The organism is Paracoccus sp. SSK6, from assembly GCF_039770665.1.
In the GTDB taxonomy this organism is placed as follows: domain Bacteria; phylum Pseudomonadota; class Alphaproteobacteria; order Rhodobacterales; family Rhodobacteraceae; genus Paracoccus.
The window spans coordinates 1-1,168 of the sequence record NZ_JBDPNJ010000083.1; the positions used below are offsets into that span (position 1 = coordinate 1).

Annotated in this window: 1 protein-coding gene; it reads right to left on the bottom strand. The window is 61.6% G+C overall.

Features of this window, described 5'->3' with window-relative positions; all coding sequences use genetic code 11:
- Positions 1-864 precede the first annotated feature (864 nt).
- A partial coding sequence (locus AAIL68_RS17430; protein WP_347141053.1) for a hypothetical protein occupies positions 865-1,168 on the bottom strand: 304 nt, incomplete at its 5' end.

Sequence of the window (1,168 nt, forward strand, 5' to 3'; positions counted from 1 at the left end):
CGGCTATAGTTCCGCGCTAGATAATCCGATTTATGGAACTATAGGACGGCACACCAAGGGTTTGCGCGCTAATTATCCTGCTCTCTTCTTACGGACGATCATCAACTGGTCTTTTCAAGCTGTCCAGGAGTGTGGTCGCGCTATGACCACCGGGCTACCGTCGCATCTGGATGAAAGTTCAGGGGCTGCTCAGAGTGCCCAGACCACGACGGTGTGTCTCCTATGCGTGGCTGGATCTGCCGACGAGACCCCATTGGCAAGGATGCATGAGCGTGTCACGGTGTCGGTGTAAAGACCTGAATTCTCGCCACTCTCGCGCCGAGGGCCGAGGAGATCAGAGGCTCATCGGAAACACGAGGACGCATCATGACTGCCGAACGCACACGACGGATCCAGGAACGGGCCCATTCCCTCTGGGAGCAGGAAGGCCAACCCCATGGCCGGGATGCACAACACTGGTCTCAGGCAGAACGCGAGATCGACGCGGAAGACGCTGCACGCGTATCCTTTCCGGACGAGGCAACCGCGACGCGCCGTCAGCCGAAGCGGAGGGCTGGGGCGAAAACGGCTCCGGACACCTCGGGCGCGCGCGGCGGCGAAGCAACCGCTGCGGCAGCTGAAACCTCAGTAGAGGCGCCAGTAAAGACCCGGGGTCGCAAGCCAAAGGCAGTCCCGGAAGAAGGCGCAGAAGCGCCTAAAGGGCGGCGCGGACGCTCCTCCAAGGTGGCAGCCGAAGCATCAGTGGATGGGCCGGTGAAAGCCAGAGGCCGCAAACCGAAAGCCGTAGGGGAAGACGGAGCAGAGGCGCCGAAGCCAGCACGGGGGCGCAAAGCAAAGCCAGCGTCTGAAGACGGGTCGGTCAGCTCAATGCCGGCCGGTGATGCTGAGCCCAAGGCCGCCGTTGCGGAAGGAAGCACGGAGCCCAACACGGCAGTGCCTCAAGATGCGGATCTGGCTCAAGAGCCCACGGAAGCGGTCGAAGCCTCCCGTACGGCTGAATGAGGTCTTCCTTCCGGCTGCTTCCGCATAAGGAGCCGGCGTCAAGGGCAGATGCACATTCTTCAGGGAAGGCCTTCGCTGCTCGTAGCGGCAGCGAGGGTCTTTTTGTTTCCTTGCGGTGGAGGTTCGCCCACTGACGGATGTCAGCACAATGACAGATTGCGTCACG